The 26,657-nt window shown below is 68.5% G+C and carries 30 protein-coding genes; 10 read left to right on the top strand and 20 right to left on the bottom strand.

From position 1 onward, the window contains the following. Positions 1-2 precede the first annotated feature (2 nt). Positions 3-1,346, bottom strand: coding sequence for a glutamyl-tRNA reductase (locus CEX87_RS14310; protein ID WP_064399683.1), 1,344 nt, complete (start codon positions 1,344-1,346; stop codon positions 3-5). Between the two features lie 141 nt (positions 1,347-1,487). After that, positions 1,488-1,742: a glutaredoxin family protein gene (locus CEX87_RS14305; RefSeq protein ID WP_064399684.1), complete on the bottom strand. Its 255-nt coding sequence runs from the start codon at positions 1,740-1,742 to the stop codon at positions 1,488-1,490. A 39-nt stretch (positions 1,743-1,781) separates the two neighbouring features. Here CEX87_RS14305 and CEX87_RS14300 point away from each other — a divergent pair, with 39 nt between their 5' ends. Both CEX87_RS14300 and CEX87_RS14295 read left to right on the top strand, forming a co-directional pair. Next, positions 1,782-2,672 (top strand): HAD family hydrolase, encoded by an 891-nt coding sequence (locus tag CEX87_RS14300; protein ID WP_064399685.1) that lies wholly within the window; start codon positions 1,782-1,784, stop codon positions 2,670-2,672. Between the two features lie 105 nt (positions 2,673-2,777). Continuing rightward, positions 2,778-3,311, top strand: a complete 534-nt coding sequence (locus tag CEX87_RS14295; protein ID WP_064425337.1) for an FAS1-like dehydratase domain-containing protein — start codon at positions 2,778-2,780, stop codon at positions 3,309-3,311. 21 nt (positions 3,312-3,332) lie between these two features. Here the strand turns inward: CEX87_RS14295 and CEX87_RS14290 are convergent, their stop codons facing one another. The 9 genes from CEX87_RS14290 to CEX87_RS14250 all read right to left on the bottom strand — a co-directional run bounded on the left by CEX87_RS14290 (position 3,333) and on the right by CEX87_RS14250 (position 11,097). Beyond that, positions 3,333-4,400: a lysophospholipid acyltransferase family protein gene (locus CEX87_RS14290; protein WP_094287817.1), complete on the bottom strand. Its 1,068-nt coding sequence runs from the start codon at positions 4,398-4,400 to the stop codon at positions 3,333-3,335. A gap of 37 nt (positions 4,401-4,437) precedes the next feature. After that, positions 4,438-5,538: an SDR family oxidoreductase gene (locus CEX87_RS14285; protein ID WP_064399688.1), complete on the bottom strand. Its 1,101-nt coding sequence runs from the start codon at positions 5,536-5,538 to the stop codon at positions 4,438-4,440. A 31-nt stretch (positions 5,539-5,569) separates the two neighbouring features. Next, positions 5,570-5,671 (bottom strand): 30S ribosomal protein bS22, encoded by a 102-nt coding sequence (locus tag CEX87_RS14280; protein WP_003402602.1) that lies wholly within the window; start codon positions 5,669-5,671, stop codon positions 5,570-5,572. 131 nt (positions 5,672-5,802) lie between these two features. Further along, positions 5,803-6,063 carry a helix-turn-helix domain-containing protein gene (locus CEX87_RS14275; protein ID WP_064351303.1) on the bottom strand — a complete coding sequence of 87 codons (261 nt, stop codon included), beginning with the start codon at positions 6,061-6,063 and terminating at the stop codon, positions 5,803-5,805. 127 nt (positions 6,064-6,190) lie between these two features. Then, positions 6,191-7,072, bottom strand: a complete 882-nt coding sequence (gene proC / locus CEX87_RS14270) for a pyrroline-5-carboxylate reductase (RefSeq protein WP_064399689.1) — start codon at positions 7,070-7,072, stop codon at positions 6,191-6,193. Positions 7,073-7,132: 60 nt separating this feature from the next. Next, positions 7,133-8,005 (bottom strand): thioesterase family protein, encoded by an 873-nt coding sequence (locus tag CEX87_RS14265; protein WP_094287815.1) that lies wholly within the window; start codon positions 8,003-8,005, stop codon positions 7,133-7,135. Positions 8,006-8,050: 45 nt separating this feature from the next. Further along, positions 8,051-8,896, bottom strand: a complete 846-nt coding sequence (locus tag CEX87_RS14260; protein ID WP_094287813.1) for a sugar phosphate isomerase/epimerase family protein — start codon at positions 8,894-8,896, stop codon at positions 8,051-8,053. Between the two features lie 15 nt (positions 8,897-8,911). After that, entirely contained in the window at positions 8,912-10,072 is a 1,161-nt protein-coding gene (locus tag CEX87_RS14255; RefSeq protein WP_094287811.1) for a hypothetical protein, read from the bottom strand. Between the two features lie 26 nt (positions 10,073-10,098). Then, positions 10,099-11,097, bottom strand: coding sequence for a Ppx/GppA family phosphatase (locus CEX87_RS14250; RefSeq protein WP_064399693.1), 999 nt, complete (start codon positions 11,095-11,097; stop codon positions 10,099-10,101). 12 nt (positions 11,098-11,109) lie between these two features. Here CEX87_RS14250 and CEX87_RS14245 point away from each other — a divergent pair, with 12 nt between their 5' ends. Both CEX87_RS14245 and CEX87_RS14240 read left to right on the top strand, forming a co-directional pair. After that, positions 11,110-11,907 (top strand): hypothetical protein, encoded by a 798-nt coding sequence (locus CEX87_RS14245; RefSeq protein WP_198957227.1) that lies wholly within the window; start codon positions 11,110-11,112, stop codon positions 11,905-11,907. Further along, complete coding sequence (locus tag CEX87_RS14240; RefSeq protein ID WP_198957226.1) at positions 11,904-12,218, top strand: YciI family protein; 315 nt, start codon at positions 11,904-11,906, stop codon at positions 12,216-12,218. Before CEX87_RS14245 ends, CEX87_RS14240 begins: the two co-directional genes overlap by 4 nt. Before the next feature lie 7 nt (positions 12,219-12,225). Here the strand turns inward: CEX87_RS14240 and regX are convergent, their stop codons facing one another. From regX to CEX87_RS14210, 6 genes are all read right to left on the bottom strand, one after another. After that, the gene (regX, locus tag CEX87_RS14235; protein WP_064419926.1) at positions 12,226-12,912 is read right to left on the bottom strand and encodes a two-component sensory transduction protein RegX; all 687 of its coding nucleotides are present in this window, start codon (positions 12,910-12,912) and stop codon (positions 12,226-12,228) included. Next, positions 12,909-14,093 carry a sensor histidine kinase gene (locus CEX87_RS14230; RefSeq protein WP_094287805.1) on the bottom strand — a complete coding sequence of 395 codons (1,185 nt, stop codon included), beginning with the start codon at positions 14,091-14,093 and terminating at the stop codon, positions 12,909-12,911. Before CEX87_RS14230 ends, regX begins: the two co-directional genes overlap by 4 nt. A 137-nt stretch (positions 14,094-14,230) precedes the next feature. After that, complete coding sequence (locus CEX87_RS14225; protein WP_094287803.1) at positions 14,231-14,992, bottom strand: phosphoglyceromutase; 762 nt, start codon at positions 14,990-14,992, stop codon at positions 14,231-14,233. 108 nt (positions 14,993-15,100) lie between these two features. After that, complete coding sequence (locus tag CEX87_RS14220; RefSeq protein WP_064425348.1) at positions 15,101-15,607, bottom strand: type III secretion system chaperone family protein; 507 nt, start codon at positions 15,605-15,607, stop codon at positions 15,101-15,103. Beyond that, the gene (mshA, locus tag CEX87_RS14215; RefSeq protein ID WP_094287801.1) at positions 15,604-16,932 is read right to left on the bottom strand and encodes a D-inositol-3-phosphate glycosyltransferase; all 1,329 of its coding nucleotides are present in this window, start codon (positions 16,930-16,932) and stop codon (positions 15,604-15,606) included. Before mshA ends, CEX87_RS14220 begins: the two co-directional genes overlap by 4 nt. Before the next feature lie 36 nt (positions 16,933-16,968). Continuing rightward, positions 16,969-18,318, bottom strand: coding sequence for an ROK family transcriptional regulator (locus tag CEX87_RS14210; RefSeq protein ID WP_094287799.1), 1,350 nt, complete (start codon positions 18,316-18,318; stop codon positions 16,969-16,971). 186 nt (positions 18,319-18,504) lie between these two features. Between CEX87_RS14210 and CEX87_RS14205 the strand changes: the two genes are divergently transcribed. Further along, on the top strand, positions 18,505-19,263 hold the full coding sequence (locus CEX87_RS14205; RefSeq protein WP_064419930.1) for an SDR family oxidoreductase: 759 nt from the start codon (positions 18,505-18,507) through the stop codon (positions 19,261-19,263). An 89-nt stretch (positions 19,264-19,352) separates the two neighbouring features. Further along, positions 19,353-19,601, top strand: coding sequence for a hypothetical protein (locus CEX87_RS14200; protein ID WP_094287797.1), 249 nt, complete (start codon positions 19,353-19,355; stop codon positions 19,599-19,601). Between the two features lie 36 nt (positions 19,602-19,637). Here CEX87_RS14200 and CEX87_RS14195 read toward each other — a convergent pair whose 3' ends face one another. Together CEX87_RS14195 and CEX87_RS14190 are read right to left on the bottom strand one after the other, a co-directional pair. After that, a complete protein-coding gene (locus CEX87_RS14195) occupies positions 19,638-20,930 on the bottom strand; it encodes a L,D-transpeptidase (protein WP_064427110.1) in 1,293 nt (430 codons plus the stop codon). A gap of 15 nt (positions 20,931-20,945) precedes the next feature. Continuing rightward, positions 20,946-22,001, bottom strand: coding sequence for a UDP-N-acetylmuramate dehydrogenase (locus CEX87_RS14190; RefSeq protein ID WP_094287795.1), 1,056 nt, complete (start codon positions 21,999-22,001; stop codon positions 20,946-20,948). A gap of 26 nt (positions 22,002-22,027) precedes the next feature. On the opposite strand from CEX87_RS14190, the gene CEX87_RS14185 reads away from it, so the two are divergent. The 4 genes from CEX87_RS14185 (at position 22,028) to CEX87_RS14170 (ending at position 25,155) form a co-directional block, all read left to right on the top strand. Beyond that, a complete protein-coding gene (locus CEX87_RS14185; RefSeq protein WP_094287793.1) occupies positions 22,028-22,534 on the top strand; it encodes a DUF2505 domain-containing protein in 507 nt (168 codons plus the stop codon). A gap of 71 nt (positions 22,535-22,605) precedes the next feature. Next, positions 22,606-23,388 (top strand): class I SAM-dependent methyltransferase, encoded by a 783-nt coding sequence (locus tag CEX87_RS14180; RefSeq protein WP_198957225.1) that lies wholly within the window; start codon positions 22,606-22,608, stop codon positions 23,386-23,388. 40 nt (positions 23,389-23,428) lie between these two features. Beyond that, complete coding sequence (locus tag CEX87_RS14175) at positions 23,429-24,244, top strand: carbon-nitrogen hydrolase family protein (protein ID WP_094287791.1); 816 nt, start codon at positions 23,429-23,431, stop codon at positions 24,242-24,244. Beyond that, positions 24,241-25,155: an LmeA family phospholipid-binding protein gene (locus CEX87_RS14170; RefSeq protein ID WP_064399707.1), complete on the top strand. Its 915-nt coding sequence runs from the start codon at positions 24,241-24,243 to the stop codon at positions 25,153-25,155. Before CEX87_RS14175 ends, CEX87_RS14170 begins: the two co-directional genes overlap by 4 nt. 3 nt (positions 25,156-25,158) lie before the next feature. On the opposite strand, the gene CEX87_RS14165 is transcribed toward CEX87_RS14170, so the two are convergent. Next, entirely contained in the window at positions 25,159-26,634 is a 1,476-nt protein-coding gene (locus CEX87_RS14165; RefSeq protein ID WP_094287789.1) for a zinc ribbon domain-containing protein, read from the bottom strand. Positions 26,635-26,657: the final 23 nt, after the last annotated feature.

Here is a 26,657-nt window from a genome sequence, read left to right as displayed (position 1 = left end):
CGTTACTCGGCCTTATCGAGATCTGGTGCGATCAAAGGCAATTCGGGCCCGGCGACGGCGTCGACGGCCTGCTGGTCGAGCTCGAAGAGCTCACGCAGAGCCTCTGCGTAGCTGTCTCCGCCCGGCGCACTCGCCAGCTGCTTGACGCGCACAGTCGGCGCGTGCAGGAGTTTGTCGACGACCCGTCGCACCGTCTTGGCGACCTCGTCGCGGTGGATGGCGTCCAGGCCCGGCAGGCGGTGGTCCAGCCGCAGCAGCTCGGCCTCGACCACGTCGGCGGCGCGCTGACGCAGCGCGGTGACGGTCGGGGTGACCTCGGCCATCCGCTGACCGGCCAGGTAGGTGGCGACCTCGGCGGCGACGATCGCGCGGGCGGCTTCGGCGTCGGACGCCGCGGCGCGGGCCGCCGGTTCGCGCTGGATGCGCTCCATGTCGACGACGTAGACGCCGGGCAGACCGGCCACGGCGGGGTCGACGTCACGGGGCATGCCGAGATCGCAGATGACCAGCTGCTTGGGCTCTTGGCCGTGCGCGAGGCCGCGGTGCACGTCGGCCAGTGAGACCACCGGGCGCACCGCCCCGGTGCAGCAGACCACCACATCGGCATCGGTCAGCAGCGGCGGCAGGTGGTCGAACGGGAAGGCGTGCGCGTCGACGCCCAGTTCCCGGACGTTGGCGGCGAGCCGCTTGGCCCGCGGCTGGCTGCGGTTTACGACGTGGATGCGGTCGACGCCCGCGCGGGTCAGGTGTTTGGCGGCCAGCGAACCCATCGAACCCGCCCCGATGACCACCGCGGTGCGACCGGCCAGCGAGCCGAGCTTGGATTCGGCGGTGCACAGCGCGACGGACACCACCGACGCGCCCGCGGCGTCGATGCCGGTCTCGGTGTGCACCCGCTTGCCGACGGCCAACGCGCGCTGCGAGAGCTCGTGCAGGGTGCGTCCGACGGTGTGGTTGGCCTCGGCGGCGGCGTACGCGCGGCGCACCTGGCCGAGCACCTGCTGTTCACCGACAACGGCCGAATCCAGGCCCGACGCCACCGCGAACAGGTGCTCGACAGCCGCTTCGGCGTACCGCACATACGCGTATTTGGTCAGGTCGTTGAGGCTCATCCCGGAGTGCTCGGAAAGTACCTGGCCGATCACCGACAACCCGCCGTGGAACGCGTCGACAACGGCGTAGATCTCCACGCGATTGCAGGTCGACAGCACCATGGCCTCGGTGACGAGGGAGGACTGCAGCACCTGGTCGACGATCTTGGCCTGATCGGACTCGTCGGTACTCAGCTGCTCGAGCACCGACACCGGCGCACTGCGGTGCGAAACCCCGAAAAGCAACACGCTCACGGCATCATCACCACGTCATCCAAGGTAGCCGTTGAACAGTTAGCTCACCAAATTCCCCACCATTATCGCCGAAATTGCGTTCCAGCAGCCGAATCACGAGTGGAGGCCTGCTGGAACGCAATTTCGCGCAAAAACGGATGGTCACTTCGCCAGGTCGGCCCGAAGGCGCGGCTCGTCGATCTCCCAGTAGCTGTGCTCGCTGCCGTCGAGCAGAACGACCGGAAGCCGGTCGCCGTACTCCGCGCGCAGCCCGGAATCGCCCGCGGCCGCGGCGGCGTCGACATCGGTGACGGTCAGCGTGAAGCCCAGTTCGCCGGCCAGCGCCGCGAGCCGGGCCGCCGCCGCGGTGCATATCGTGCAACCGTCGCGCGTCAGCAACTCCACCTGGTGCTCCACCTCGCCAGTATCTCCACCTCCGTGACTTAGGGTTGATCCGTGTCTCGAAACGGCGACCGCGAAGCTGCTGAACAGCAACTTGCCGGTGAGGCCAGCGCAGAGGCGGCCGTCACCGACCTCGTGGCCGAAGCCGCCACGGCCCCACCCGCACCGCCCCCTGACCTGACCGCGGCGGCGTTCTTCGACGTCGACAACACCCTGGTGCAGGGGTCCTCGCTGCTGCACTTCGCCCGCGGCCTTGCCGCCCGCAAGTTCTTCACCTACGGCGACATCGCGCGGTTCGTCTACGCGCAGGCGAAATTCCAGCTGACGGGCCGCGAGAATAGCGAGGACGTGGCCGCGGGCCGTCGTAAGGCGCTCGCCTTCATCGAGGGGCGCTCGACGGCCGAGCTGATGGCGGTCGGTGAGGAGATCTACGACGAGATCATCGCCGACAAGATCTGGCCGGGCACCCGCGCGCTCGCGCAGATGCACCTCGATGCCGGACAGCAGGTGTGGCTGGTCACCGCGACCCCGTACGAACTGGCCGCGACCATCGCCAAGCGGCTGGGCCTGACCGGGGCGCTGGGCACCGTCGCCGAATCCATCGACGGGGTGTTCACCGGGCGGCTGGTCGGCGACATTCTGCACGGCACGGGCAAGGCGCACGCGGTGCGCTCGCTGGCCATCCGCGAAGGCCTCAACCTGCGCCGCTGCACGGCCTACTCGGACAGCTTCAACGACGTGCCGATGCTCTCCCTGGTGGGTACGGCGGTGGCGATCAACCCCGACGCCGATCTGCGCGACCTGGCCCGTGAGCGGGGGTGGGAGATCCGCGACTTCCGCACCGCCCGCAAGGCCGCGCGCATCGGTGTGCCGTCGGCGCTGGCGCTCGGCGCGGCCGGAGGGGCGCTGGCGGCGGTGGTCTCCCGCCGCCAGGAGGGCCGCTGACGAGCCGCTCTGGTCGCGGCGGTGGCCCAGACCCGCTGATAGGCTCGCGCCGCTGACTCCGACGAGGAGAGACGGCAGCGCGCGCACCCGAGGAGCAGTTCAGGTATGGCAATCGCAGAGAACATCATCGGAACGCACTACCGGTATCCCGATTACTTCGAGGTCGGCCGGGAGAAGATCCGTGAGTTCGCACAGGCGGTCAAGGACGAGCACCCCGCGCATTTCACCGAAGAGGCCGCCGCCGAGTACGGCTACGACTCGCTGATCGCACCGCTGACCTTCCTCGCCGTCGCCGGTCGGCGCGTTCAGCTGGAGATCTTCAACCAGTTCGACGTGCCGATCAACATGGAGCGGGTCCTGCACCGCGACCAGAAGATCACGTTCCACCGCCCGATCCTGGCCGGCGACAAGCTGTTCTTCGACTCCTACCTCGATTCGGTCACCGAATCGCACGGCGCCATCGTCACCGAGGTGCGCGGCGAGGTGACCGACGCCGACGGCAACCCCATCCTGACGAGCGTCGTCACGGTCATGGGCGAGGCGCAGTCGGACACCGAAGCCGACGAGGTGAGCCAGCGCATTGCGGCCGCACGCGACGAGGCAATCGCGAAAATGATTGCCAAGCAAAGTAATTCGTAGAGCTAGCGGCTTTTCGCGCGCTCAGCCGAAGAACGTGTTCCGGCGCTGGGTGAGCAGTTGGTACAGCGTCTGCTGGATGGTCTCGCGCACCTGATCGGTGAGTTCGAAGGTGACCATCGGATCGTCGGCAGCCGACTCGTCGTAATCCGCGGTCTCGATCGGTTCGCCGAACTGGATGTGCCATTTCGACGGCAGCGGCACCATGCCCGCCGGACCCGCCAGCGGGAACAACGGGGTGATCGGGAAGTACGGCAGGCCGAGCAACCGGGCCAGCAGCTTGACGTCGGCGATCATCGGATAGATCTCCTCGGACCCGACGATCGAGCACGGCACGATGGGCGCCTTGGTGCGCAGCGCCGCCGACACGAAACCGCCGCGACCGAATCGCTGCAGCTTGTAGCGGTCTTTGAAGTGCTTGCCCAGGCCCTTGTAGCCCTCGGGGAACACCGCGGTCAGCTCACCCGCGGCCAGCAGCCGATGCGCGTCGGCGGTGCAGGCCATGGTGTGGCCGGCCTTGCGGGCGGCCTGACCGACCACCGGCAGGTCGAACACCATGTCGGCGGCGAGCAGGCGCAGGTCGCGCTGGGCAGGGTGGTGGTCATGCACCGCCACCGACGTCATCAGCCCATCGAACGGCAGCACGCCAGCGTGGTTGGCGACCACGAGCGCGGCGCCGGTTTCGGGCAGATGCTCGATCCCGCTGACCTCGACGCGGAACCACGACTTGAAGAAGACTCTCAGCAAAGGCAAAAAGATTGCGTTGTTGAGATGGGCATCGAACCCGAACTCGTCGACGGTGTACTCACCCGTCATCCGCTTGCGCACGAACTCCCCGACCGAGGCGATCTGCTTGGCCAGTTCGGTGGGCGTCTGGTCGACCGGCGGTGCGCCCGCGACGCCGCCGCGGTGCTCGTCGATCTCGCGGACGACGGCGGCGATCTCCTCGGCGGAGGCCCCGGCTACCGGATCCGACAGCTGCGAGGGATGTCGGCGCGAGCCCTGCGCTCGTGCGGCATTACGCCGCTGAGCCGCTGCACGGCCCGAATTGCCATGCAGCGGAATGACTTTCGCCTTGGACTCGCCCGCCACGGTCGTTTCCTTCTCCCCACCCGATTAGTTGATGCGCCTAGCGCCCCCACCGTTGCGCCGCGGCAACGGCGCGACTCTCCATTGAGCGTACCCACCGCGGGTCGACGATCGGAGTCAATCCGCGACCTCGGACGTAATCGTCGAAGGCCTCCACCGTCGTCCACTTCGGGTTATAGCCGAGATCGTTGCGCATCCGCGATGTGTCCATCACTCTGCCATAACTGAGGTAGTTCAGCTGCTCACGATCCAGTTCAGTGTAACGAGTCGCGCGCCTCAGCGAATCCACCGCCGCCAGCGCCGATCGCGGCACGGGCAACGCGATCCGGCCGGCCCGCCGGATCGCCTGGCTCATCATCACGATCCCGGACGCGCCGACGTTGTAGGTGCCCGCCTTGCCCGCCATCGTCGCGCGCTCGAGCGCCCCGAGCGCATCCTGCTCGTGCAGCAGCTGGAGCCGGGCGTCGTGTCCGATGACCGTCGGCACCACCGGGCCGGCGAGGTAGCGCGACAGCGCGGTGTCCATACCCGGCCCGATCATGTTGGCCAACCGCAGGATGGTCACCGCGATGTCGGGCCGACGACGCCCCAGTCCGCGCGCATAGCCCTCGATGTCGATGCTGTCGCGGGCGAAGCCCTCCCCCGGTGGCCGTCGCGCGCTGGTGTCCTCGGTGAACATCACCGGGTCGCGCGAGGTCGAGCCGTACACCTCCGACGTGGACTTGAGCACCACTCGCTGCACCGACGGCGCCTTCTGGCAGGCCGCGAACAGCTGGATCGCGCCCATCACGTTGAGTTCCTTGAGCGTCGCGCGGCCCCCGGAGCGGGGTGCGTAGGACGCCGCCGCGGCGTGCACCACGGTGTCGACATCGCCGTTGCGGATGACCTTCGCGATGAAAGGGTTGCGGATGTCGGCGCGGACGAACTCCGCGCGCCCCATCCGCCGCAGAAGGTCCTTGCTCGGAGTGATCGCGTCGACGGCGATCACATGGTTGATCAACGGGTTCTGCGCCAGCCTGGCCGTCAGGTAGCCGCCGAGGAACCGGCACGCCCCGGTGACCAGCACGACCTTCGGATACTGCACGGCGTCGCGTGGGTCAGCCCCGTTGACGTCTCCATTGGCACGACCCTCGGAATCCATGTCCGGTGAGCCTAGCGACGGCGGGCGGCGATTACTTGCCGAGTTTTCTGCGCTGGACTCGGGTGCGACGAAGCAGCTTGCGGTGCTTCTTCTTCGACATGCGCTTGCGCCGCTTCTTGATGACTGAACCCATGAACTCCGCTACCTACGCCTTACCTGCCCGATGAGCATCGTTGACTGACCCGGCCACTTTACCGGGCTGTGCAGGTAACCGCGAAACGCGCCCAACGGCCGGCGACGGTGTCGCCGGGAACGCGGAGGAGATCAGCCTGCGTCGAAGTACGAGCTCTCCAACATGTCGTGAACAGCCTTCGCATGCACGCGGAACGAGCGGCCGACCCGGACGGCAGGCAGCTCGCCGTTGTGCACCAGCCGGTACACCGTCATCTTGCTGACCCGCATCAGGCTCGCCACCTCGGCGACGGTGAGGAATTGCGCCCGTGGCTGTTGACCGTCGGATCCGGAGTCCCGAGCCGACTTCCCACTGGCCGAATCCCGCGAGGATGGCCCGTTCATAGACGTCATCGCAACCCAATCATTCAGGCACGGGCAGTTCCAGCGGCTTCCCCACCGCTGGCACCGACCCGTGCTTACACGAGGAGAATAGCGTGGCAGATGGTGTTACTGCGACGGGTGTGGGTAATTTAAAGAATTACTCAGATGTAATTCCGAGCTGCTCAGAGCGCTTTTTCGCGGCCTCGACCGCCCTGGCAACGGCCGCTCGCAGGCCGCCCCTCTCCAGTTCCCGCAGACCGGCCGCGGTGGTGCCGCCCGGCGAGGTGACCGTCGCGCGCAGTTGAGCGGGCGTGGTGTCCATTCCGGCACCCGACGGGCCGCCGGCGGCACCTCCCGCGGACGCGTTCCGGTCGAGGCGATCCAGCAACATCGCGGCCGACCCCGCCATGGTCTGTGCGACGAGGTCGGTGGCCGCCGATCGCGAGAGCCCGGCGTCGACGCCGGCGTCGATGAGCGCCTCGACCATCAGGAAGAAATAGGCCGGCCCCGACCCGGAGATCGCGGTGACCGCGTCGAGTTGGGACTCGGGCACCGTGAGCACCCCGCCGACCGCGTCGAAGATCGCCGAGACCTCCTTCATCTGTTCGGGGGTGGCGAAGCGACCGGCCGACAGCGCGCTCACTCCCCCACCGACGACCATCGGCGCGTTGGGCATGACGCGGATCACGGGCGCGCCGGCGGGCAGCTTATTCTCGTAGTACTCGGTGGTGACGCCGGCCGCGACCGTCACGAAAACCTGTTCGGCCGTGTCACTTTCGGCATTGGTCGCCGCATCGACGATCTCGTCGACGAGCCCGGCCACGTCGGCCGGTTTGACGGCCACGATCACATAGCTCGCGTGGTCCACCGCGTTGGCCACCGTCGTCACCAGCACCGAATAGGTGTCGGCCAGGTACTGGGCCCGGTCCGAATCCTTCTCCGCCACCGCCAGGTCCTTGACCTGCCGTCCGGCCCGCAGCAGCCCGGACAACAGTGCCTCACCGATACTTCCACCGCCGACGATCGCGATTCTGGCCATGCCGGAAGCATTGCAGACGGTCGGGCACCGCGTGTGCGGCCACCCTCCGCGGCTTGCCGCCTACCCCTGCGGAACCATCGCGAGTTGGCGGGTCTGCACGACGATGTGGCCCTCGCAGTCGACGACGATGTGGTCCTCGTCGAACCAGTCCTGGCCGATCTGCACGGTCGTGCAGAGCACGCGCAACCACCCGTCGGCCGGCCTGCTGCGCAGGTACGCCGTCAGCTGGACGGTGGGCGCCCAACCGAACCGGTTGACGCCGAACGTCACAGGAGCCGACACGTCGCCGCACAGCAGCGCGAAAAGCACGTCCGGGGCGACACCCTTGGGCCGCACCCAGTACTCGATCACCGGCGGGCCGCCGTCGGACCGCGGTTCCATCGTGGTCAGCGAGGGCCGGATGTCGCAGCCGCGCGCGAGGTGCACGATGTCGGCCATCGGGTGGCCCTCACCGATCGGCTCGAGACCGGGCGGCGGATCCGGTTGCATCAACGGGATCACGGGATTGACCGAGAGCAGCGGCGTCACATGATGTTCCGGCTCGCCGAGCGTGATCGCGGCCCGCACAGCTGTACGGTCGCCCTGTCTGAGTTCGACGTCGATCAGGCTGACGCGACGCCCGCGTTTGCGCACGGTCGTGACCACCTGCATCGGGCCGGGGTCGGGCGCCCACAGGAAGTTTCCCGACACCGCGATCGGTTCCACGCCACCGCTCGCCTGATCCCCCGAGTCGTCCCCTGCGCTGCGCGCGTGCGCCGATCGTTGCAGCCCCCTGGAATGCTCCGTCCGCGCGGCGTTCGCACACAGCGCGAGCATCGCTCCGCCGTGCACCTTCGGCCCGATCGTCCAATGTTCGTTCAGCTCACCGTGATACACGCCGTCACCGGCGTGGGTGAGCGCCATGGCGTCGGTGAACAGGGTGGAGCCGGCCATCTGGTGAGTCCTTCTAGAAGCGAGTTCGGAACGAGGTCAGGGGTGTCAGCGCAGCAGGTGCCTGCGGGCGAACTGCAACGACTCGACCAGCAGCGCTTCGCGTTCGGCGGCGGTGCGCGCACCCGATGTGGTCACCTCAAGGATCACATGGCCGTTGAAGTCGCTTGCGGCCAGCATCTCGCACACCTCCACCGTCGGCTGAGTGCCGCGGCCGGGCACCAGATGCTCGTCGGTCGAGGCGCCGCTGCCGTCGCACAGGTGCAGGTGCACCAACCCCTCGCCCATGCGGCGCGCCATCTCGAGTGCGTCGGAGCCGGCGGTCGCGGTGTGCGACAGGTCGAGCGTGTAGTGGGCGTGGTCGCCGTCGAGCGGATCGTAGGACGGCGCGAACGCCGAGATGCCCGGCCCGGGGTTGCCGCCACGCTTGCGCATCCGCTCGATGGAGGTCTGACCCGCGCCGAAGAAGCGGTCGGCACGAAACGGGAACATGTTCTCCACGGCGACCATCACCTCGCTGGACGCTTCGAGCTCGGCGACCTGCTCGGAGAAGCCTTCGGCGTAGCGGCGCTGCCACCGGAACGGCGGATGCACGACGACGGTCTGAGCGCCCAGCTGTTCGGCCGCCCGCACGCTGCGTTCTAGCTTGGGAATCGGGTTGGCACCCCACACCCGCTGGGTGATCAACAGGCACGGCGCGTGCACGGAGAGCACGGGCATTTCGTAACGCTTCGACAGCTGCTCGATGGCGTCGACATCTTGGCTGACCGTCTCGGCCCACACCATGAGCTCGACCCCGTCGTAGCCGAGCTTGGCTGCGTATTCGAAGGCCGCCTCGGTTCTCAGCGGGTAGACCGAGGCCGTCGACAGACCGACCTTAATGGCTGGACGCACGGGTGATTGGGCGCCTCAAGCCGCCTGCATCAATGCCAGCGGCCCGAATGTCACCATCGCGCCGACCGCGACGGCGATCAGTGTGCTGCCGATGTCCTCGGTCTTGCGGACCACGCGCACGCCGACCACCAGGCCCAGGATCACCAGCACGCCCAGTACCAGCGCGACGATGCTGTTCCACTTCCACAGCTGGTCGAAGGCGATGAACAGCCCGGCGCCGAACGCGACCGCGACCACGCACTGCCCGACGACCATCGCCCCGCGCAGGATCGACGACATCGCACCCGAACGCGGTGCGTCCTCGTCGAGGTCGACGTCGGCCGGGCTCAGGTCGTTGTCCGGCCGGGCGACATCGTCGTCGACGTCGGGACCGCCGAACAGGGCGTCATCGGGAGAACGCAGGTAGGACGGCCTGTCGTCGCGCTCATCGTCGTGCTCGGGCTCGGCCACGGCGACCGCCGCGTCGGCGGCCTCGTCCTCGTCGGCGTCCGGATCGGCCCAGTCGACGGGATCCGGGCTCATCTCCTCGGCACCGACCTGGGCATCGCCGGGTTCTGCCGGTGCGCTGCGACCGAGCATGCCGAAGCGTCGGCGCGCGAAGGTCGAGCGCCGCGGCGGGGCGAAGAAGTCGAGGTCCTCGTCGGCGTCGCGCTGCTCGATGTGGGTCTGGTAGTCGGAGACGGCATCGGCGTAGTCGGTGTCCTCGTCCGCACCGGCCGCGTCGGCGGCCTCGTCCTCGACGGCCTCGACCTCGGAAGTCTCGGTGCCGGAGGCCTCGAGAGGCTCGTCTTCGGGAACCTCGAGGGCTTCCTCCTCGACCGTCTCCTCGGTGTGGTCGACGGCGCCGTTGGCGGCAGCGGTCTCGGCAGTCTCGGCGGGGGCGGCCTCAGCAGTGTCGGTGGCGGGTTCGGCGTCCGCGGCCTCGGCGGGCGCGACGGGCTCGGTTTCGGCGGGGGCCTCGACCGTCGCGGCGGCCGAACGCCCCGTGGCGGGTGCGTCGTCGTCACGGATGATCGGGATCTCACCGGTCAGTTCGGCGACGGTCACGGAGTCGGCGCCGCGGCGACGACGGCGCCGCCCGCCGACCGGCGGGGCACCGATCGTGCCGTTGCGCGCCAGCAACTCCGCGACCGAGATGGGTCGCGTGTTGCTGTGGTCGTCTTCTGGTCCTGTCATCGTGTGTTGCCTTCGGGCCTCGTCATCTATCGTCCAGCATTACGCACAAACGTCTGTACTGAGGCCGGATTGTGGGTACCGCCGGCGAGACCGCTGCCATCGGCTTCGCTGTCGAGTCTCCGCAGAATCAGCCCCTCCCGCAACGCCCAGGGGCAGATGTCGACGCTCTCGACACCGAGGGCATTCATGCTCGCCTCGGCGACCAACGCTCCGGCCACGATCTGTGGCGCCCGATCGGCACTCACCCCTTCCAGTTCGGCACGGTCAGCCGCGGTCATCCTAGAGATGAAATTTATGAGCTGCCTTAAGCCGGTGGCGGTCAGCGTCCGTTTGACCCGCGGGCCGGCCCCCGAGGGCGCCGCGCCGGTCAGCCTGGCCAGCGACCGAAACGTCTTCGACGATGCGACCGCCAGGTCGGGAGCGCCGGCCTTGAGCATCTCGGCGCCGGCGTCGGCCAGCTCGGTGGCCAGCCAGTCGCGCAGCATCGCCACCCGCCGCCTGCCCGGCGGATCGTCAGGGAGCCACTCGCGGGTGAGCCGGCCCGCCCCGAGCGGAAGCGACAGCGCAACCTCCGGCTCCTCGTCCACGCCGTTGGACAGTTCGAGCGAGCCGCCGCCGATGTCGATGTTGATGATCCGTCCGGCGCTCCAGCCGTACCACCGTCGCACCGCAAGAAACGTCAGCCGCGACTCGTCGACGCCTGCGAGCACGCGCAGCGCCACCCCCGTCTCGGCGAGAATCCGGGCGAGCAGTTCTTCGGAGTTCTTCGCGTCACGCACCGCGGACGTGGCGAACGCCATCAGCTCCGCACAGCCGGAACTCGTGGCGATCTTGGCGAATTCGTCGATGGTGCCGATCAGCTTGTCGGCGCCTCTGCGGGTGATCTTGCCGTCGCTGTCGATGGCCTCAGCGAGGCGCAGCGAGGCCTTGGTCGAACTCATCGGCGTCGGGTGCCCACCGCGTCGCGCGTCCACCACGAGAAGGTGAACGGTATTGCTGCCCACGTCGAGCACGCCTAATCGCACTCATCCAACTTAATGGGTCTACCGTTGAGAATTGTGACTGCACCGCACCCCGGAGAGGTCGAACTCGATTTCGCCCGTGAGTGGGTCGAGTTCTACGACCCCGACAATCCCGAGCACTTGATCGCCGCCGATCTGACGTGGTTGCTCTCGCGGTGGACCTGCGTGTTCGGCACCCCGGCGTGCCAGGGCACGGTGGAGGGACGCCCGGATGACGGGTGTTGTTCGCACGGGGCGTTCTTGTCCGACGACGACGACATCGCGCGCCTCGACGACGCGGTGAAGACGCTGACCGACGAGGATTGGCAGTTCCGCGAGAAGGGGCTCGGCAAAAAGGGCTACCTCGAGATGGACGAGTACGACGACAAGCCCAACCTGCGCACCCGGAAGCACAAGGGCGCCTGCATCTTCCTCAACCGGCCCGGTTTCGCAGGCGGTATCGGATGCGCACTGCACAGCAAGGCGCTCAAGCTCGGCGTCGAACCGCTGACCATGAAACCCGACGTGTGCTGGCAGCTGCCGATCCGTCGCACGCAGGAGTGGGTGGAACGACCCGACGGGACCGAGATCCTCAAGACGTGGATCACCGAGTACGACCGTCGCGGCTGGGGTGAAGGCGGCGCCGACCTGCACTGGTACTGCACCGGCGATCCGAACGCGCACGTCGGCAGCAGGCAGGTGTGGGAGTCCTACGGCCCCGAGCTGACCGAACTGCTCGGCGAGAAGGCGTACGCGGAGCTCGCGGCGATGTGCAAGCGGCGCAGCGGATTAGGGCTTATCGCCGTGCACCCCGCCACCCGCCTGGCCGGATGACCGATCCTTCGGGCGCCGCATCGCTGTTCCTGTTCCGGCTGATCCCGCCGCGACCGGATTTCGCCCAGACCATGACGCCCGCCGAGCAGCAGGCGATGGCGGCGCATCAGGAGTACTGGGAGCAGCTGTTGGCGCAGGGCCGCGTCGTCGTCTACGGCCCGGTCGCCGATCCCGAAGGCGTATGGGGGCTGGGCGTGCTGCGTGCCGACGATCGCGCCGAGGTGCTCGCGATCGCCGAGCGCGACCCGTCGGTCACCGCCGGTGTCAACACGTTCGACGTCCTCGAGATCATGGGCGGCACTACCGGTTAGACCGGCGTCAGCCCTCGAGTTTGTAGCCCAGGCCGCGGACGGTGACCAGATGCACGGGGTTGGCCGGATCGGCCTCGATCTTGGACCGCAACCGCTTCACATGGACGTCAAGGGTTTTGGTGTCGCCGACGTAATCGGCACCCCACACGCGGTCGATGAGCTGGCCGCGGGTCAATACCCGGCCGCTGTTGCGCATCAGGTACTCGAGCAGGTCGAACTCCTTGAGCGGCATCGTCACCGGCTGTCCGTTCACCGAGACCACATGGCGCTCGACGTCCATTCGGACGGGCCCGGCCTCGAGCACGCCGTCACCGATCCCGGGGTCGTCGTTCTCGGCGCCGCGCCGCAACACCGCGCGGATACGAGCGATCAGCTCGCGGGCTGAGTAAGGCTTGGTGACGTAGTCGTCGGCGCCGAGTTCGAGCCCGACGACCTTGTCGATCTCGCTGTCGCGGGCCGTCACCATGATGACTGGAACGCTTGAGCGCGAACGCAATTGACGACACACATCCGTACCGCTCATGCCGGGAAGCATCAGGTCGAGCAGCACGATGTCGGCGCCGGAGCGCTCGAACTCGGCCAAGGCCGCGGGCCCGTCGGTGACGACGGTGGCCTCGAAGCCCTCTTTGCGAAGAAGAAAGGCCAGGGGATCAGCCAAGGACTCCTCGTCCTCCACGATCAGCACACTGGTCATTGGTTTCGCTGGTCCTCTCGTTCGTCCGATTCGTGATCGGGATAGGCCGGAATCGACAGGGTGAACGTCGATCCCGTTCCCGGCTGACTCCACAGCCGGATGCTTCCGTTGTGGTTGGCCGCCACGTGCTTGACGATGGCCAACCCGAGCCCGGTGCCGCCGGTGGCCCGGGACCGCGCCTTGTCGACGCGGAAGAATCGCTCGAAGACCCGCTCCTGGTCCTCGCGGGCGATGCCGATACCGCGGTCGGTGACGGCGATCTCGATGTTGTCCCCGCGCCGCCTGCGGCTGATCGAGACCGACGACCCGTGCGGCGAATACGCGATCGCGTTGGAGACCAGGTTCGCGATCGCGGTGACCAGCAGGGCTTGGTCTCCGAGGGCGCGGAAACCGGTCGGCGCGTCGGTGGTGATCTTGATGTCTGCGTTGTCGGCGGGCACCTTGTGCCGCGACAGCGCTTCGGACACCACGGTGTCGACGTCGACGGCCGCGAGGTCGGGCAGGCGCTCGGCGCCCTGCAGCCGCGACAGCTCGATCAGCTCGCCGATCATGTTGGCCAGCCGGTTGGACTCGGCGACCATCCGCTCGGCGAATCGGCGCACGGTCTCGGGGTCGTCGGCCGATGCGAGTAGCGCCTCGGCCAGCAGCCCCATCGCCCCGACCGGCGTTTTGAGCTCGTGGCTGACGTTGGCGACGAAGTCCCTGCGGGTGGCCTCCATACGGGCGTATTCGGAGTGGTCGTCGACGTAGACGACGGCGAAGCGGCGGTCCTGGTCGGTCAGCAGCTGAACGTGTCCGCGCACCGACAGGCCGGACCGGCCGGGGTTGACGCGCTTGTTTGCCCTGAGGTCGACGTCGCCGGGCTGGCCGGTGGCCAGTGTGCGCTCGGCGGCCCGCCAGGCCCGCTCGTCGAGCAGCCGGTCACGAACCAGTCCCAGCTCGCGGGCCCGGTCGTTGGCGTAGACGACGTCACGGAAGTGGTCGACCACCACGATTCCCGTGGGCGCCCGCGATGCGATGTGGGAGAGCATCTGTGAAACCGTGACCCCGCTCTGCGCGGTGGTGCGACGCTGTCTGCGATCGGTGAGGCGGGGGCTCAAACGCGCCCCGAGCGCGATACCGGCTCCCAGAGCGAGCAGTGCGACCACCGCTGCCAGCAGCAGTGCCCAAACGACACTCACGCCGAAATCGTACGCACCCGGTGAACGTCATCCCAGCAGCGTGCGGCCAAAACGGGACAACTCACATACCGAAACACCGAAATTCGGGCTCCGGACCCCCGCTGTTCACCGTCCGTTCGCCTGGGACGGCTGACGGACTACTTGGCGCCCTGTGCGGCGACGGCTGCCGCGCCGGCGGCGGCGGCCTCGGGATCCAGATAGGTGCCGCCGATGATCTTCGGTTTGAGGTCGGAGTCCAGGTCGTAGCGCAGCGGGATGCCGGTCGGGATGTTGAGGTTGACGACGTCCTCGTCGGACATCCCGTCGAGGTGCTTGACCAGGGCGCGCAGCGAGTTGCCGTGCGCGGCGATCAGCACGGTCTTACCCGCGCGCAGGTCGGGCTCGATGGTCTCGGTGTAGTACGGCACGAACCGCTCGACGACGTCCTTGAGGCATTCGGTGCGCGGCGGACCGCCGGGCAGGTCGGCGTAGCGCGGGTCGCCGTCCTCGCTGTAGGTGCTGCCCGGCTCGATCGGCGGCGGCGGGGTGTCGTAGCTGCGCCGCCACGCCATGAACTGCTCGTCTCCGTAGCGCTCCTTGGTCTCGGCCTTGTCCAGGCCCTGCAGCGCGCCGTAGTGGCGCTCGTTGAGCCGCCAATCGCGGTGCACCGGGATCCAATGCCGATCGGCCTTGTCCAGGGCCAGATTCGCGGTGGTGATCGCGCGGCGCAGCAGCGAGGTGTAGACCACGTCGGGCTGGCGATCGAGTTCTTTTATCAGCTCGCCGGCGCGGACCGCTTCGGCGCGGCCCTTCTCGGTGAGGTCGACGTCGACCCAGCCGGTGAACAGGTTCTTCTCGTTCCAGTCGCTCTGGCCGTGGCGGAGCAGGATCAGCGTGCAGTCACCCCGGGAATCAGACATGCCGCAATCCTCTCACGGCAGACGGATCGCCCACCCCCCGCACCGAGACCGACGGAATGGTGGAATTCGGTCGAAAAACCCGCCAAAACGTCGGTCTGGGCGAAAGGGTCAGTCGTCCTCGTCGTCGATCAGGTGGGCGAACGCCTGCAAATTCTTCAGCGACTCGCCGCGCGACACCCGCCATTCCCACTCCTTCTGAATCGACGAGCGAAATCCCAACTCCAACAACGTGTTGAAGTCGTTGTCGACGGCTTCGAGCACCTGACCGAGGATCCGGTCGACTTCGTCGGAGGTCACCGATTCCAGCGACATCCGCCCGACGAGGTAGATGTCGCCGACGTTGTCGAGCGTGTACGCGACCCCGTAGAGGCGGCGGTTGCGCTTGAGCAGGAACCGGTAGACGCCCTCGTGGTTCTCGTCGGGCTTGCGGCAGACGAACGCCTCGATGCGTACCGAGTGCTCGCCGATCGACAGGATCGTGTTGGTCTTGAGCCGTCGCTCGCCGGGCAGTTCGACGATGATGCCGGCCAACCCGCCGCGCGCACCTTCGTGATACGTGCAGACCAGGCCGTTCTCCTTGCACGCCTCTTCGATGATCTTCGCCGCGTTGGTCATGCCCGCACCCCCCGCCGCCGCGAGAACCGCCGACCCGTACGGCGCGCGCCGTCTCGCATCTGGTGACGTGCCCGGTAGTCGGCGATGGCGCGGCCGTAACTGGCCAACAGCGCGTCGACGGTGCGGGCCCACGAGAACGTCGCGGCGTGGGCCGCGGCCGCGGGCCTCAGAGCGTCGGCGCGGCCCAGCACATCGCCGATGGCGTGCGCCCAGTCGCCGTCGTCGTGCCCGTCGACCAGTGTCCCGGTGACACCGTCGCGCACCGCGACCGGCAATCCGCCGACCGCGGCGGCCACCACCGGCGTCCCGCATGCCTGAGCTTCGACCGCGACCAGGCCGAAGGACTCCGAATAGCTGGGTACGGCCACCAGGTCGGCGGCCCGGTACACGTTGACCAGCTGGTCGCGCGACTGGGGCGGCAGGAACGTCACCCGGTCCGAGATACCCAGATCGTTGGCCAGTCGAATCAGCCCGTCGGGGGCCTGTAGTCCGGAGCCGGAGGGGCCGCCGGCCACCAGCACGCGGACGCCCGGCAGTTTGGCCGCGGCGCGCAGTGCGACGTCGGGCGCCTTCAGCGGCTGGATGCGCCCGACGAACGCGACCACCTGCTCGTCGGTGTCGAGTCCCAGCGCGGCACGCGCGGCGTTGCGGTCCCCGGGTGTGAACGTCTCGAGGTCGACGCCGGGGTGCACCACGTCGATCCTTGCCGGATCGGCGTTGTGCACCGAAACCAGTTGCTGCGCTTCGTGTTCGGTGTTGACGATCAACCGGTCGGCCTCGTCGACGACCTGCTGCTCCCCGACCGCGCGCAGCGGCGGTTCGGGTGAGTCACCCTCGGCCAGGGCGGCGTTCTTGACCGCGGCCAGCGTGTGCGCGGTGTGCACGAGCGGCACCGCCCAGCGGTCGCGCGCCAGCCAGCCGACCTGACCCGACAGCCAGTAGTGCGAATGGACGATGTCGTAGTAGCCCGGTTCGTGCGTCGCCTCCGCGCGCAGCACCCCCGCGGTGAACGCGCACAACTGGGTGGGCAGGTCGTACTTGTCGAGCCCCTCGAACGGGCCTGCGACCACGTTGCGCACCAGCACACCGGGCGCGACCCGCACAGTGGGTTGGTCGGCCGACGAGGTCGCCCGCGTGAAGATCTCAACTTCGACCCCGCGGCGAGCCATCTGCAGCGCGCTCTGGAGCACGTAGACGTTCATCCCGCCCGCGTCGCCGGTGCCGGGCTGGGCCAACGGCGACGTGTGCACCGACAGCACGGCGACGCGCCTGGGGACCGGAAGTCCGGCGGCATCAGAACGGGACGGATCCGTTGCTAGGCGCACACAGACATGTCTACACCGTCGGCCCGATGCGCCGGGCTACGCAGGGACCTCGGGCCTGGCTTCGGGTCTGCGCAGCTGCGCGCGCCGCATGGCCCCGATCGGATCGGCGTACAACCCGCCAAGCGACACCACGCCCGCGCCGGCCTCCTGGACGCGGTTGCCGAATACGGTGAGCCGGATCTCGCGGGCGGGCATCACCGACCGCTGCGCGAACGCGGCTTCCACTGTGGCCATACCTTCGGGGTACTCGGTGAACGCCTGACCGCCGACGACGAGGTCGTCGGGGTTGAGCATGTCGCGCAGCAGGGCCACGGCCTCACCCAACACCCGGGCACGCTCGGCCAGCAGTTCCTGCGCCGGTTGGCTGCCCTGGCGTGCGGTCTTGAGCAGCGCCTGCATCGTCGAGCCCGGTCCCTCGAGCGGGATGATGCGTGCCTTGCGAGCGGCGATCAGCACCGCTTCGTCACTGACAGTCGACTCCAATTGGCCGGTGCCGCCGAGCAATTCGGAGTGTGCGGGCAGCGCGGCGATGGTGCCCGGACCGCTGGCCGGGGAGTGCACGCGCCCGCCGATGGACAGCGCATACCCGACGGTCTCGCGGGCATAGACGTACAGGCTCGTGCCCGCGGGGGCGAACAGCGTTTCCGGCCATGCGGTCGACGGTTGCCTGCGCGCCCCCAGCAGGAGTTCGGCGCCCGCCATCGCGTCGACGTGGGAGGCGACCGACACCGGCAGTCCGATCGCCTCGGCGAGCACCGGCCCGACCGGTGCGTCCGACCATCCGAGCCGCGGGTGGTCCAGGTATCCCGTCGTACTGTCGACGACACCGCCGGCGGCCACCCCGACCCACAACGGGCGTCGGCGGTGCCAGCGGCTCAGGTAGCGGCGGGCGCTGCCGGCCAGCGACGTCAGCGCCGCGGCCTGCGGGCCCCGCGGGGTTGGCGTCTCCACCACGTCGAGGGTGCGGCCGAACAGGTCGGTGGCGACGATGCTTGTGGTCTTCGCGCCGATGTGGACGCCGAGCGTGAGGAAGGGCTCGTGGTTCACCTCGACAGGCACTCGGGGCCTGCCGATCGCGCCGGAGGCCGCGAGGTCGGCGCGCTCCCGCAGCACACCGGCCTCCAGCAGCGCGGTGACCTGGCGGTTGACGGTCGCGATGCTCAGCCCGGTGACCCGCGCGATCGCGTCACGGGCGATGGGTCCGCGCTGGCGGGCCGCACTGAACACCGAGGCGGCGGCCGCGTCGGCGACCTTCAGTGACGGCGCGACGATCCGCGTGCCGGCCTGGCGGTGCCGGCCGGTCACGAACGTCAGCGTCTGCTTGGGATGCTGCGCGCTGCGCACGGAACGCTTGGCGGAGAGGGTGGTGGCGACGGGAGTGCTCATCTGCTTGTCCTTGGGGAGAATTCGGCCGGCGGCGGTGTTCGGGCCACACCCGGCGATTCAGAAGGACAGAGATGTCGTCTTCAAACAGTCAGGCGCGGCGAGGCGTGCAACAACAACACGCACGCCGCATACAGGCCTGACTGGACAACACGAGGTGAACTTAGCACGCCAACTAAGGTTGGGCAGATGACGACTTTCCAGGCCGACGGTCGTGTCGCGGTGGTCACCGGCGCAAGCGCCGGAATCGGTGAAGCGACCGCGAGAACCCTTGCAGCCCTTGGCTTTCACGTGGTGTGCGTGGCCCGGCGCGAGGCGCCACTCAAGGCCCTGGCCGAAGAGATCGGCGGCACCGCGATTGTGGCGGACGTCACATCTGAGGAGTCCGTGTCGGCGTTGGCGGCGGCGGTGGACCGGGTGGATGTGCTGGTCAACAACGCCGGCGGGGCCCTCGGGCTGGATCCGGTTGCCGAGGCCGACGTCGAGCACTGGCGCTGGATGTGGGAAGTCAATGTGCTCGGCACGCTGCTGGTGAGCCGCGCGCTGCTGCCGAAGCTGATCGCGTCGGGCGACGGGCTGATCGTCACGGTCACCTCGATCGCGGCGGTGGAGATCTACGACAACGGCGGCGGCTACACCTCTGCCAAGCACGCGCAGGGCGTGCTGCACCGCACGCTGCGCAGCGAGTTGCTCGGAAAACCGGTGCGGCTCACCGAAGTTGCGCCCGGCATGGTGAAGACGGACTTCTCGCTGAACCGGTTCGAGGGCGACGAGGACCGCGCGGCCAAGGTGTATGAGGGCGTCACTCCACTGGTGGCCGAAGACATCGCCGAGATCATCGGCTTCGTCGCCAGCAGGCCATCGCACGTCGATCTCGACCTGATCGTGGTCCGGCCGCGCGATCAGGTCAGCGGGTCCAGCGGATCGCGGTTCAACCGGAAGCTCTGAGGATCTGCTTTTTACGTTCGCGTAGATCATTGAGCCGCGGGACGTTATCTTCCACTCGAAATCAATTCAACTGGACAGGGTGGGATGACATGAAGAAGGCAATCGCGGCCGCTGCACTGGCGTTCGCGGGCTTGATGGGCGCAGCGGGAACGGCCCATGCCGTTGATTACCTGGAGACCGACGCGAACGGGCAGCCGTGGTTCTGGGCCACCGAGGCCGAATGCCAGTCGGACGCCCCCATCGTCTGGAACGATCCGAACTTCGACCGGGCCTACCCGTATTGGTTCTGCGCCCCGGGCGACGGCGGCTGGTACCTGTTCAGCACCGACGCTCAGTAGGCGGGTCAGCCGCCGGGCGTGCTGACACTGTGAACGTCACCCGCCCGGACGGCCGCTCACCGGCTCGGGTGCGCCCGACGGCGTCGCGGGCGCGGTGCTCGGCATGTCCGGAGCGTTCGCGTCCGACAGCGCCGACATCGACTTCCACTCCTCCCACGGCACGGCCCAATCCCAGATGTCGCCGTCGGCGTAGGACAACTGGATGCGCGTGCCGGTGACCTCGACGGGATCGCCGTAAATCGCGCTGTTGAAGTACTGCTCGGCATCGGCCGGCGACAAGTTGATGCAGCCGTTGGTGACGTTGCTGCTGCCCTGAGAACCCAGGCTGGCCGGGTTGGCGTGGATGAACTCGCCGTTGTTGGAGATCCGTACCGCATGCCGCATGTGCACGTTGGCGTAGCCCGCGGCCGGGTTGGTCATGTAGAAGTCTCTGTACTTCTCGGTGACGACGTGGATGCCGCTGCGGGTGACGTTGCGGTCCAGATCGCCTTCGCCGTAACTGCAGGGAAAGTCCATGACCACCGCGCCAGCCCCGTCGAGCACCTGGATGCGGTGCGACGGTGCGTCGGCCCTGACCACCTGACGACGGCCGATCTCGAAGTGCAGCGAGATGTCCTGCGCGCCGTAGGCGCCGTCGCCGAACGGCACGCCGTAAAGCTTCGCGTCGACGTTCACCTTGGTGCCCGCCGGGTAGTACTCGCGGGTGCGGTAGTGCACGCGCGACCCGCCGACCTCGTCGGGCAGCCACGCCCAGCTGCCTTCCACCTGCGGATCGGTGGTGACCGTGAGCGCTTTCTCGACGGCGGCCTTGTCGCTGATCGGTCCGTCGAACTGGAGGATGACCGGCGCCGCCACCCCGACGACCTGACCGTCGCCGAGTTGGAAGCGCCCACTCACCTGAGTGCTGGGGTTGATCGTGGAGAACGAGCCCTCGACGGGCGCCGCCTTGCCGTCGCGGCCGACAACCGAGCCCTTCCACGTGTACTGCACGCCGTAGCCGAGCGGTTCGGTGATCGCGAACTCGGTGCGGTCGCGGTTGAGCGCACCGGCGACGACCTTCCCGTCGGGGTTGGTCAACGAGACCCGCTGAAACCAACCGTCGGCGACCTGGACACCGACGGGCGCGGTCGGCGGGACGTCGGTCGCGGCGTTTGCCGGCGTGAAGTCCAGCGAGGGGGCACCGGACGCTTCACCGTCCTGCGACGCCGAAGACCCGTCGTCCTTGGAGCCGCACGCGGCCAGCACGCCCGGCGCGACGACGCCGACCGCCAGTGCGGCCAGGGCGCGCCGCCGGTTGAACCCCGGCGGTAGGGGTTCTGCTGTACTCACGTGAATCGAGCGTACCTACAGCGAGCACCCGATCAGGACAGGCTCGGCTGTGAGCTCGATCCCGAATTTCGTTCGGACGCCGTCACGTACCGTCCTGGCCAGCGCGATCACGTCGGCGGTGGTGGCCCCGCCACGGTTGGTCAGCGCCAGCGCATGCTTGGTCGACAGCCGGGCGGCGGCGCCTTCGCCCGGATGGCCTTTGCCGTAGCCGGCCCGCTCGACCAGCCACGCCGCGGCCAGTTTGACTCCGTCGGGGGCCGGATAGTTGGGCACCGGTCCGTCGACCGAGGCGCGGAGCCGCTCGAACTCCGCGGTCGTGATGACGGGGTTGGTGAAAAACGAGCCCACGCTCCAGGTGTCGTGATCGTCGGCGTCGAGCACCATGCCCTTGCTCGCCCGCAGTGCCAGCACCGCCTCGCGGACCTCGAGCGGATCGGCGCGTGTGCCCTGTTCGGCGCCCAGCGCGGTGGCCAGTTCGCGGTAGCGCAGCGGCGCGCTGCGCCCGGCCGGGTCCAGCGCGAACTCCACCTCGAGCACGATCGCGTCGTGCGCGTATTTGAGGACGCTGGTCCGGTAGCCGAACCGCAGTGCCTCGGTTTGGACCCAGCGGTCTTCTCCGGTGCGACGGTCCAGCAGGCGCACCCGTCGGATGACGTCGGCCACCTCGGTGCCGTACGCGCCGACGTTCTGCACCGGTGTGGCCCCGGCCGACCCCGGTATCCCCGACAGGCACTCCAGGCCACCGAGCCCGTGTGCCAGCGAGGTGACCACGACGTCGTCCCACACCGCACCGGCCTCGGCGCGCAGCACATCACCGTCGACGGTGATCTCGGTATTGGCGAGATGGATCACCGACAGGTCAGTCAGCTCGTCGGACAACACGACGTTCGAGCCACCCGCCAGAACGAGCGAATCGTCGCCTGGACCGAGCGCGCGGACCACGTCGATGACCTTCTGCGTGGTGTCACACGTGATCAGCCGTCGCGCGACGGGTCCGACCCGCAGCGTGGTCAGCGGCGCAAGCGGCACCCGCTCCTCGACGGAGGCACCCCCTAGCTGCGAACCGACCACGGGCGGTAACGGTAGCCTGACCAGCTATGCCGCGCTCATTCGACATGGCCGCCGAGTACGGGGGAACCGTCGAGCAGGTCCACCGGGCGTTCGGCGACGAGCGGTACTGGCTCGCGCGGCTGACCGATTCCGGCGCCGACATGTACTCGCTGGACTCGATGGTCGTCGACGACCAGGGCGGCATCGATGTCGTCACGACGCAGACGCTGCGCGCCGACCGGCTGCCCGGTGTGGTGACCCAGTTCCACCGCGGGGACCTGAGCTTCGTGCGCGAGGAGGCGTGGAGCGCGGTGCTCGACGGGAAGGCCACCGCGACAGTCAAGGGGTCGATCCCCGGTGCGCCTGCGAACCTGACGGGCACGGCCGTGCTGGCCCCGGCGGGCACCGGTTCGCGGCTGCAGTTCACCGTCGAGGTGGAGGTGCGAGTTCCATTGGTGGGCGGCAAGATCGAGAACTTCATCGGTGGCCAGCTCGTCGACCTGCTGATCGCCGAGCAGCACTTCACCACCCTGTGGATCGCCGAAAACGCTTGAGGCGCAGCGTCAAGTGGTGGTACCGCCGAGGGCGGTGACGCAGAACCGCCACCGGGCCATACACTCGGGTCATGAGCGGGCCCATCGGTCAGCTGACCCGGGGCACCACCCGCTACAACCGGTTGCGCCGCAGTGACCGCTGGCTCGTGCACGCGCCGCGGGTCCGCGCCGCCCTGGCCGCTGCCGAGGATCCGCTGGTCATCGATCTCGGTTACGGCGCACTGCCGGTGACGACGCTGGAGCTCGCCGCCCGGCTGCGGGTGGTGCGCAACGATATTCGCGTCGTGGGACTGGAGATCGATCCTGACCGCGTGCAGGCGGCACAGGCGGCGGGGGTCCCCGCGGTGCAGTTCGGCCTCGGCGGTTTCGAATTGGCGGGGATGCGGCCCGTCCTGGTGCGGGCGTTCAACGTGTTGCGGCAGTATCCGGTCGAAGCAGTTCACGAGGCCTGGTCGACGATGCAGCGGCGGCTGGCGCCCGGTGGCCTCATCGTCGACGGCACCTGCGATGAGATCGGCAGGCGAGCCTGCTGGATTCTGCTGGACGCAGACGGGCCGCTGAGCCTGACGCTGGCGTGCGACCCGTTCGCGATCGAACGGCCGTCCGACCTGGCCGAGCGGCTGCCGAAGGCGCTGATCCACCACAACGTCGACGGTCAGCCCGTGCACACGCTGCTGACCGCTGCCGATCGCGCGTGGGCCAGCGTCGCGGGCCACGGCGTATTCGGTCCGCGGATCCGGTGGCGTGCGATGCTGGAGTTATTGCGCGACAACGGTTTTCCTGTGGCATCCGCGCGACGCCGGATGCGCGACGGGGTGCTCACCGTGCCCTGGTCGACCGTCGCGCCTGTCTGAAGCCGGGGGCCGTAACCGCTGAAGCCGTAGGCTGGGCCGTATGCGGATTGCCCTCGCGCAGATCCTCAGCGGCACCGACCCGTCGGCGAACCTCGCGGTCGTTCAGGACTACACCCGCCGCGCCGCAGACGCTGGCGCGCGGATGGTGCTGTTTCCTGAGGCGACGATGTGCCGGTTCGGGGTGCCGCTCGCCCCGGTCGCCGAACCGCTCGACGGGCCGTGGGCCTCGGGCGTGCGGGCCATCGCCGAGCGGATGGGCATCGTCGTCGTGGCGGGAATGTTCGTGCCGTCCGGTGACGGGCGCGTTCTCAACACGCTGATCGCCGCCGGCGACGGCATCGACGCGCACTACGAGAAGATCCACCTCTACGACGCGTTCGGGTTCAAGGAGTCCAAGACGGTCGCGCCCGGCCAGGAGCCGGTCCTGATCGAGGTCGACGGCGTGGGAGTCGGGTTGACGCTGTGCTACGACATCCGGTTCCCCGAGCTCTACGTCGAGCTGGCCGAACGTGGTGCACAGCTGATCACCGTGCACGCATCGTGGGGCAGCGGACCGGGCAAGCTCGACCAGTGGACGTTGCTGGCGAGGGCTCGCGCGATCGACACGACCGGCTTCGTCGCCGCCGTCGACCAGGGCTGTCCCGAACCCGACATCGCCGCGCTCGGCCCGACCGGCGTGGGAGGCAGCCTGGTGGCGTCCCCGACCGGTGACGTGCTGGTCAGCGCCGGTGACGACCCGCAGTTGCTGGTGACCGACATCGACCTGGAGGACGGCCGCAAGGTACGCGAGACGGTCGCGGTTCTGCGCAACCGCGCGGACTTCGCTCGTCGCGGTAAGGCAGAATCGCGCTCGTGACTGACCCGTGGGCCCGCCCGAACCAGCCGTCGCCGCCGCAGGGCCAGGTCCCCCCACCCCAGCAGGACCAGGCACCCCCGCCGCCGCAGGGGCCTCCACCACAGGGGCCGCCGCCGGGACCCCAGGGACCGAATGAACCGGGCCAGGGCGAGCCGCCGCGCTCCGAGTCGAAACTCAGGAGCCTGCTGCGCGATCCCCTGTCGATCGTGCTGGTGGTCGTCATCGTGGTGGCCCTGGTGCTGGCGGGCGTGCTGGCCGGAGAACTGTACGCACGCAACCGCGCGAACGATGTCGTCGCGGGCGTCACGTCATGCGTCGTCGAAGACGAGGCCAGCGCATCGTTCGGCGTCATGCCGCCGTTCCTGATCCAGCACATGTCCGGCCACTACACGAACATCCACATCGAGACCGCCGGCAATCAGATCCGCGACGCCAAGGGTATGAAGGTCGAGTTGACCATCGAGGACGTCCGCCTCGAGGACACAGCCACCTCGGGCGGCACGGTCGGCTCGCTCGTCGCGGACATCAACTGGTCATCGGAGGGCATCCGGCAGACCATCTCCGATTCGATCCCGCTCATCGGCGCATTCGTCAGCGGGGTCACGACCAACCCGTCCGACGACACGATCGAGTTGGAAGGTGCGCTCGGCTCGATCAGGGCGCGGCCGACGGTCGCCGACGGCGGAATCTCACTGCAGGTGATCGAGCTGACCGGGCTGGGCTTCACGCTGCCGCGCGAAGCCGTGCAGCCGGCGTTGGACGCGTTCACCTCCGAGCTGACGAAGAACTACCCGATGAACATCAAAGCCGATTCGGTGGAGGTCACCGATGACGGTGTGGTGAGCCGGTTTTCGACCCGCAACGCCGACATCCCGAAGGGTCAGCAGGATCCGTGCTTCGCCGAGCTGTGACCCTCAGTCGGTGACACCGGTCCAGCGGAAACTGTTGACGTACTTGCCCATATCTATCGCCAGCTGCAGGTTCGCACCCGATGGATGCCCGGTGCCGAAGTCGGGAGTGAATTCGCGGTAGGGGCCGATGGCCGAGGCCACCAGCGCGACATCGTTTCTGACCGCAACCATCACGATCAACCGGAGCCGGGTGAAGCTGCCGCTGGCGTCCTGCGGATAGTCGTCGGCGACGACGCCGTAGCCGGGTTCGTAGCCGACCATCGCGTTGGGGATCTCGTATTCCGTTGTGGCGTCGGGGTAGTACTCGTCGATCAGGTCCTGGGCGACCTGCTTGGCGGTCCGGTTCTCGGCGGGCAGACCGAACAGCTCGAGCATGCCGGTGTCGCCGCCGGTGAAGTCGAGTTCGACCCCATCGGTTAGGAGGGTGGCCTCGTACGCGCTGCCGGGGCCGGGGTATTGGACGGAGAACGACCCGTCGGCGGCGTAGAACCGCGGGTTGGATTCGATGGGCTCGCCGATCGGCGGGCGTCCACAATCGGGAGGGCACACGATCTTCGGGACGTCGGGGGTGGTGAGCACGGCCGCCACCACACCGGCCGTGACGGCGACGGCGGCACCCACCCCGAGCGCCGCCAGCACCCGCGCGCGGCCGGTGCCTTCCTCGGGGCTTCGCACCGGTAGCTCTGGACCTAGGGCTCGCTGCCCGCCGCGCAGCGCGGCCAGTGCGACCGCGGCGATCACGATATGCACGATCAGATGCACGATGTGCGGTACCGGGGTGTACTCGGTGACACCCATGACCGTGTAAAGCGTCAGCGTCACAACCACACTCGCGACGATCATCCTTCGCCGCCCCGCCCACAGCGCGATGCCGACGAGTCCGCCGAGCGCCAGCGCGGTCAGCGGCAGGGTCAACCCCTGGATACCAGCCTGCACCAGAAGCGCGCTGACCCACAGGTCTTCGGCCCTGACGCCGGTCGCGAACTGCGGGACCAGCCTGACCAATGTCGCTGCCGACGTGAACACCACGGCGCTCAACACGCCGACCGCGTAGCCGTCGAGCGGGATTCGACTCACCCCGCGGCGCAACCGCAGTAACCCCGCCGGGATCAGCATCACGATCGCACCACCGACCGGTATCTCGGTGCCTACCAACAGTTTTTCGCGATCCAGCTCACCGCCGCTGAGTGCGACGTCGTGAGACTCGGCCACGATGCTGCCGGTTGCCAATGCCCACGCGGCGCCGAGTGCCGCAGCCAGCGCAGCGGTCAGCACCAACTGCCGTACCGGTACGTCGTGACCTGCCTGACGCAGATAGACGACGAACACCAGCGCCACACCGACCGCTCCGATCGCGATCAGCGGCGCCTGCCAACGCAGCACCGCGAACCCGAACAGCATCACCGCCAGCGCTGCCAGCGCCAGCCCGAACGTCGTCCTCGACGGAGCCGCCACATGCGGAAACAGGGTGCTCGTCAAGGGATCTCGCCACCGACGGCGGC

The organism is Mycobacterium lehmannii (assembly GCF_002245535.1).
GTDB classification, from domain to species: Bacteria; Actinomycetota; Actinomycetes; order Mycobacteriales; family Mycobacteriaceae; genus Mycobacterium; species Mycobacterium lehmannii.
This window is presented reverse-complemented; position numbering and strand designations above follow the sequence as displayed.